Consider the following 6,724-nt stretch of genomic DNA (forward strand, 5'->3'; position numbering starts at 1 on the left):
GCACCCACCGCCCCGGCCGCCCCGGGGGGGCGCCCCCCCGGCCGCGCACAGCGCCCGCGTCCACGCCCGGCTGCCGCAGGCCACCCGTGAGCGCTTCGAGCGGCACGGCGTGATGTACGTGCGCAACTTCGGCCACGGCGTGGACCTGAGCTGGCAGGAGGCCTTCCAGACCGAGGACCGCGCCCACGTCGACGCCTACTGCGCGCAGCACGGCATCCAGGCGGAGTGGCTGGGCGGCGAGCGGCTGCGCACCCGGCACGTGGTGCAGGCCACCGTCAAGGCGCGGGCGACGGGCGAGACGGTCTGGTTCAACCAGGCGAACCTGTTCCACGTCAGCTCGCTTCCCGAGCACGTCGAGCGCGAGCTGCGCGAGAGCTTCGCCGAGGACGAGCTGCCCCGCAACGCGCTGTACGGCGACGGCGCCCCCCTCGACCCGGAGGATCTGGCGCAGATCCGCGCCGCCTACGCGGCGGAGGAGATCGCCCTGCCCTGGCAGGCCGGCGACGTCATGATCGTCGACAACGAGCAGTTCTCGCACGGCAGGAACCCCTACACCGGCTCCCGCACCGTCCTGGTGGCCATGGCATGAGCGACTCGACGACCTTCGAAGCCGTCCGCGAAGAGATCGCCTACGCCTTCGACAACACCGTCTTCTTCCGCAAGCACATGGAAGCCAGCGGTCTGCGGCCGGAGGACATCCGGGGCCTGGCGGACTTCCACCGGCTGCCGCCCACCTCCAAATCTCACTACCGGCGGAACTTCCCCGCGGGCGTGCTGGCCAAGGGCTACACCCTCAACTCGCCGCACGTCATGCGCTTCCAGAGCTCCGGAACCTCCGGCGAGCGGCTGAACAGCGCCATCCTGGCCTACGACCTGGCGAGACGGCAGGCGACCGCACTCGGCGTGAACCGCCGCTTCGACGAGCTGTGGCGTCCCGGCAGCCGACCCAGGATCTGCCGCTTCGCCCCGCCGAACTGCTCCGACGTGGAATGCGCCACGGGCTTCTCCACCATGGAGGACCGCACGCTGGCGGACGGCACCCTGGTGCTCACCGTGGCCCACGACCTCCTGGCCACCCCGGAGTGGCAGATCGTCAAGGCGCTCGACGAGATCGAGCTCTACGAACCCGATCTCCTGGTGGTCGACTCGACGCACTTCGCCTTCCTCACGAGGTGGGCGCGACGCCTCGGCCGCCGGATCACCTCGCCGCGCAAGCTGCACCTGGTGAGCGGCTACACCCTCATGACACGGGTGGCGCGACGCCAGATCGAGGAGTTCATGGGGCCGGACCTGGCGATCGGCGACATGATCGGCATGTCGGAGCTCGGCTACCTCGGGTTCGAGTGCCACGACGGGATGCGGCACATCAACGACCTGGACTTCCACGTGGAGTTCGTCCGGGACGGCGAGCCCGTCGCGGACGGCGAGACCGGAGAGCTGTACGTCACCACCAAGGACGACGCCCTCGTCCCCCGCATCCGGTACGCCACGGGGGACCACTTCACCCCCCTGGTCGGCGCCTGCGGCTGCGGCAGCGAACTGCCCCTGGTGCGGATCGAGGGCCGCGCCACCCACATGATCCAGCTCGCGGACGGCCGGGTCGTCACGCCGGGCGCGATCGACGCCGTGGTCGGCGACGCCCCCGGCATCGAGATCTACAAGCTGGAGCAGGACCGCACCGGAGCGTGCACCTTCCGGTACATCCCCGAGGCCGACGCGCGGACCGACGGCGTCGCCGCGCTCACCGACCGCCTGACCGAAGCCCTGGCGCCGAACCCGGTGCGCGTCGAGGCCGTCGACTACATCGCCGGCGAACGCAGCGGCAAGTTCCAGCCCTGCGTCTCACAGATATCCGCGGAAGGTGCGCGATGACCCTTCGAGACAACCTCCGGGACGACTTTCCGGCCCTGCGGCGGAAGATCGACGGGCAGACGATCTCCTACCTGGACAACGCGGCCACGACCCTGAAGCCGCGGCCCGTCATCGAGGCGATCACCGAGTACTACGAGACCAACGGCGCGAACATCCACCGCGGCAAGCACCGGCTGTCCGAGGAGGCCTCCGACGCCTACGAGGCCTCCCGGGTGGCGGTCGCCGCCCACCTCGGCGCCGCGGCGAACGAGGTGGTCCTGACCCGCAACACGAGCGAGGCCCTTAACCTGGTCGCCCAGGGACTGGGCCTGGAACCGGACGCCGACATCGTGGGGTGCATGGACGCGCACCACTCGCAGATGCTCCCGTGGCGGCGGGCCGGCCGCCTCTCGCTGACCCGGGTCGACGCCCACGGCAGGCTCGACCGCGACCACTTCCGCGAACTGCTGCGCGGCCGGCCGAAGGTGGTCGCGCTCACTCACTGCTCCAACGTCACCGGCGTCGTCCACCCGGTCGCGGAGCTGATCGCGGAGATCCGTGCGACCACCGACGCGGTCATCGTCCTCGACGCCGCGCAGTCCCTGCCCCACGAGCGCATCAACGTGCGCCGGCTCGACGTCGACTTCCTGGCCTTCTCGATGCACAAGATGCTCGGTCCCACCGGGGTCGGCGTCCTCTTCGGCCGCAGTCGGCTCCTCGCCGGACTGCGCCCGCTGTCGGTCGGCGGAGGCATGGTCGACTGGGTCGATCTGGACGGCAGCGTGGACCGGCGCACACCCTTCAAGTTCGAGACGGGCACGCCGGCCATCGCCTCCGTCATCGGGTCCGGCGCCGCGATCCGGTACCTGGAGTCGCTGGACGCCCAGGAGCTCCGGCGGCGCGAGCGCGAACTCGCCGCTGCCCTGGTCGGCGGGGCGCTCACCCGACCGGGGGTGCGTCTGATCGGGCCGCCGGACCTGACCGACCGGATCGCGCTCGTGAGCCTGCGCCTGGAGCAGGGCGTCCCCACCGGCGAGGTCGCCCGCATGCTGAGCGACTCCTACGGCGTCATGGTGCGCAGCGGCCACATGTGCTCTCAGCCGCTGGTCACCGACCTGGCCGGCGGGGAGATCCTGCGCGTCTCCGCCTACCTCTACAACGAGGTCCGCGAGATCGAGGCCCTCTACGAGGCGCTGGACGAACTGCTGAGCTGGATCGGCCCGACCGCGGTCGCCGCCTCACGCCGCTGAGAACACCGACCGACAGGAGAGTGCACATGTCCGGCCTGCGGACCCTGACCCTGGTGTGCTTCCCGCATGCCGGCGGTGGGCTGGGGCGGTACCGAAGCTGGCGGGAAGACCTGCCGGACGACGTCGAGGTGGTCCTGCCCGACCTGCCGGGCCGGGAGGGGCGGCTCTTCGAGGAGCCCCTCCCGGACGTCGCCTCGGTGAGCGCGTACACCATGCGCACGCTGTCCGCGGAGATCGCGCGCGCCGAGCGGCTGGCGTTCGCCGGCCTCAGCTACGGGGCGCTCGTGGCGTACGACATGGCGGCGCGAGTGGAGGCGACCGGGAAGCGGGTCGAGGCCGTGTTCGCGGCGAGCCAGCGCGCGCCGTCCACCCCGCTTCCCCCGATCGACTGGCGCTCGCTGGGCGACGCCGAACTGCTGTCCGAGCTCGCCGGCATCGGCGGGCTCAGCTCGGACCTGACGGACGAGGAGGAGCTTCTCGAGCTGTTCCTCCCCACCATCCGGGCCGAACTCCACGCGAGCGAGAGCTATCGCAGACCCGGCACCCACGAACGTCTGCGGTGCCCGGTGTTCCTCTACCACGGCACCGAGGACGCCGTGATCCCGGAGTCGTCGGCGCTCGCCTGGCGTGACGAGACCGACCGCCTCTCGTGGCGCAGCCTGGAGGCCGCGCACTTCCTGACCGCTCCCGACGGCGCGGACCTGTGGTACGAGGCGCTGGTCCAGGACCTGGCCTCGTGCCGCACGCTCCGGCCCGCTCTCGACCGCACCCCGTGAAGCAGTCGAAGATTCCCTGACGTTAAGGATCAGCGATGAACGGAACACAGACCCCCGGCCTGCCGCTGCCCCGGTGCTGCGCCCACCTCATCACCTGGCGCGACGGACCTCCCACGGCGCGCACTCCCGCCCTCGCCGCCCACCCGGCCCGCACGGCCGCGGCCCCGGCCCCGAAGCCCGCGACGGCAGCCGAGGCGCACCAGCGCCTGCTCCCCGGAAGCCGGGTGGTCTGTACGTGAGCGACAGCGACCTCCAGATCGCCGGCGACATCCTGGAAGTCCCGCACCTCCTGCAGCGCCCGCGCGAACACCCCTCCACCGTCGCCGAGTTCGCGGGCCTGGCCCGCTCCGTCGCCGCCGACCGCCCCCAGTGGGAGCACCTCGTCCGGTACGACGCCACGACGCGCTGGTACCACCGGATGCGCACCGGCCCGGGATACGAGGTGTGGCTGCTGTCCTGGGTCGCGGGGCAGGGGAGCGAACTGCACGACCACGGCCGTTCGTCCGGGGTTCTGACCATCCTTCAGGGCACGCTCACCGAGTGGACGCAGAGAAGGAGGCATGTGCTGGAGCCGGGCGCGCAACGGGTCTTCGCACCCGGGTACGTGCACCGGGTCGTCAACGACGCGCTGACGCCGGCGGTGAGCCTGCACGTCTACCACCCGGGCCTGACCGAGATGCCGGCGCACACCGCCGCACACTGCGAGACGGGCGCCCGGCCCGGGCTGGTGATCGCCTGACCTCTCGCCGGGAACGCGGTCCCCGCGGGGCGCGCCACATGACCGGCGCGCCCCGCAAGGGCTGTCGCGGATGCCTGAGGCCGTCGGCGAGTGACGGCGCCGACCGGGGCCGGCGGTGACGACGCCGAAGTTCGAGCGGCGGTGACGGTCAGCCCTTCGCGTGCGAGCCCGGGGTGTGGCCGAAGGTGCGCCGGAAGACGTCGATGAAGGCGCTGGCCGAGGACCAGCCGCACCGGTGCGCCACCGCGGTCACCGGCTCCTGCTCGGCGAGCAGGACCAGTGCGTGCTGAAGCCGCAACTGGGTGCGCCACTGGGGGAAGGTCATGCCGAGGTCGCTGCGGAACAGCCGGGACAGCGTGCGGTCACTCGCGCCGACCTGACTGCCCAGCTCGGCGAGGGTGCGGGGGTCGGCCGGGTCGGCCAGCAGGACGGCGCACAGCGTCCGCAGCAGGGGAGTGGCCGGTGTCGGCAGGTGCAGCGGCTCCTGAGGGGAGGCCCGCAACCGGTCCAGCAGCACCGCGCGCAACCGGGTCCGCTCGGGGCTGTCGTCGTCCGGCGCGCGGGTGTACGCGACGATCAGCTCACGCAGCAGCGGGTCCACGGCCAGCACGGTCGGTGCGTCGAGACCGAGCGGGTTGACCGCGGCGGGCAGTCCCACCAGATGCAGTTCGAGTTCGCCGTGGGCCCGGTGGGCGTGGACGATGCCGGCCGGGACCCAGATGGCGCGGGTGCCGGGGGCGACCCAGGAACCCGCGTCGGTCGTGACGGCCAGCACTCCGCGGCCGGCGTAGACGATCTGGTGGTCGTCGTGCCGATGGGCGTCGATCGCGCCGCCGGACGGCAGCCGCCGGCTGCTCGTCGGGGCGATCGACTCATGGCGGATATGCGACATCATCCGGCAGTTTATCGGAAGCGCGACATGGGCGCGGGTCCCGACGATGGCGAGGTGCGAAGGAATACATCGATCACCCTGCTGTCCCTCGGGCACGCCTGCGTCGACGTCTACCAGGGAGCCGTGGCCTCCCTGGTGCCGTTCTTCGTCGCCGAGCGCTCCTACACCTACGCGGTCGCCTCGGGCATCGTGCTGGCCGCCTCGCTGCTGTCCTCGGTGGCGCAGCCCCTGTTCGGCGCGCTCACCGACCGTCGGGCGATGCCTTGGCTGCTGCCGGCCGGCACGCTTCTCGGCGGTGTCGGCGTCGCGCTGAGCGGACTGAGCGGCTCCTACCCGCTCACGCTCGTGTTCGTCGCCGTCTCGGGAGTCGGCGTGGCCGCCTATCACCCCGAGTCCGCCCGCGTCGCCCGTATCGCCGGCCGGGGCAGTCACCGGGCCATGGGCTGGTTCTCCACCGGCGGCAACGTCGGCTTCGCGTCGGCGCCGCTCATGGTCACCGCCGTGGTGGCCACCGGAGGGCTGCGCTGGACGCCGCTGCTGGTGCTGCCGGCCCTCGCGGGCGCCGCGCTGTGCCTGCCCGTCGTGCGCGCCCTGCAGCAGCGGCAGGCACACGGACCCGACACGGAGGGGCCGGCCGCAAGCGACGACGTCGCCTCCTTCGTGAAGCTGTCCCTGGCCGTGGTCTTCCGGTCGATCGCGTTCGTCGGCCTGAGCGCCTTCCTCTCGCTGTACGCCCGCCAGCGCCTGGGCGGGGGCACGGGCGTCGGCGCCGCGGCGCTGACCGTCCTCTACCTCGGCAGCGCGGTCGGCTCCGTGCTGGGCGGATATCTGGCGAGCCGCTGGGACCGGGTCACCGTCGCGCGCCGGTCGTATCTGATCGCCGCCGCGGGCCTGGCCGGCGTGGTGTGGCTGCCGGGGCCGGCCCTCTACCCGTTCGTGGCGTTGACGTCGGTCGGCTTGTACGTGCCCTTCTCGCTGCAGGTGACGCTCGGCCAGGACTACCTGCCCTCGCGGGTGGGCGCCGCCGGCGGGATCACCCTCGGCCTGACCGTCAGCGTCGGCGGTCTGGCCGCCCCGGTCATCGGCGGTCTCGCCGACTCCACGTCCCTGCAGACCGCCCTGGCCCCACTCGTCCTGATGCCCCTGCTGAGCACGCTGAGCTTCCGCGACCTGCCCGAACCCGCCGCGCCGCGCCTCGGAGCCGCGCCCGAGCCGA

The 6,724-nt window shown here is 72.3% G+C and carries 8 protein-coding genes; 7 read left to right on the top strand and 1 reads right to left on the bottom strand.

All coding sequences use genetic code 11. The features are described from left to right. The 6 genes from ABT300_RS39855 to ABT300_RS39880 form a co-directional block, all read left to right on the top strand. Window positions 1-589: TauD/TfdA family dioxygenase (locus tag ABT300_RS39855; RefSeq protein ID WP_351686817.1), on the top strand; the 589-nt coding region annotated here is incomplete at its 5' end. Next, window positions 586-1,872 (top strand): phenylacetate--CoA ligase family protein, encoded by a 1,287-nt coding sequence (locus tag ABT300_RS39860; RefSeq protein ID WP_351686819.1) that lies wholly within the window; start codon window positions 586-588, stop codon window positions 1,870-1,872. The genes ABT300_RS39855 and ABT300_RS39860, both read left to right, overlap by 4 nt. Beyond that, window positions 1,869-3,101 (top strand): aminotransferase class V-fold PLP-dependent enzyme, encoded by a 1,233-nt coding sequence (locus tag ABT300_RS39865; RefSeq protein ID WP_351686822.1) that lies wholly within the window; start codon window positions 1,869-1,871, stop codon window positions 3,099-3,101. Before ABT300_RS39860 ends, ABT300_RS39865 begins: the two co-directional genes overlap by 4 nt. 26 nt (window positions 3,102-3,127) lie before the next feature. Beyond that, window positions 3,128-3,877, top strand: coding sequence for a thioesterase II family protein (locus ABT300_RS39870; protein ID WP_351686824.1), 750 nt, complete (start codon window positions 3,128-3,130; stop codon window positions 3,875-3,877). Between the two features lie 35 nt (window positions 3,878-3,912). Next, window positions 3,913-4,116, top strand: coding sequence for a hypothetical protein (locus ABT300_RS39875; protein ID WP_351686826.1), 204 nt, complete (start codon window positions 3,913-3,915; stop codon window positions 4,114-4,116). After that, on the top strand, window positions 4,113-4,616 hold the full coding sequence (locus ABT300_RS39880; protein ID WP_351686828.1) for a cysteine dioxygenase: 504 nt from the start codon (window positions 4,113-4,115) through the stop codon (window positions 4,614-4,616). Before ABT300_RS39875 ends, ABT300_RS39880 begins: the two co-directional genes overlap by 4 nt. A gap of 148 nt (window positions 4,617-4,764) precedes the next feature. Here the strand turns inward: ABT300_RS39880 and ABT300_RS39885 are convergent, their stop codons facing one another. Continuing rightward, on the bottom strand, window positions 4,765-5,508 hold the full coding sequence (locus tag ABT300_RS39885) for an AraC family transcriptional regulator (RefSeq protein ID WP_351686833.1): 744 nt from the start codon (window positions 5,506-5,508) through the stop codon (window positions 4,765-4,767). A gap of 54 nt (window positions 5,509-5,562) precedes the next feature. Here ABT300_RS39885 and ABT300_RS39890 point away from each other — a divergent pair. Further along, window positions 5,563-6,724: MFS transporter (locus ABT300_RS39890; RefSeq protein ID WP_351686830.1), on the top strand; the 1,162-nt coding region annotated here is incomplete at its 3' end.

Source organism: Streptomyces sp. NPDC001027, assembly GCF_040299045.1.
Taxonomy (GTDB): domain Bacteria; phylum Actinomycetota; class Actinomycetes; order Streptomycetales; family Streptomycetaceae; genus Streptomyces.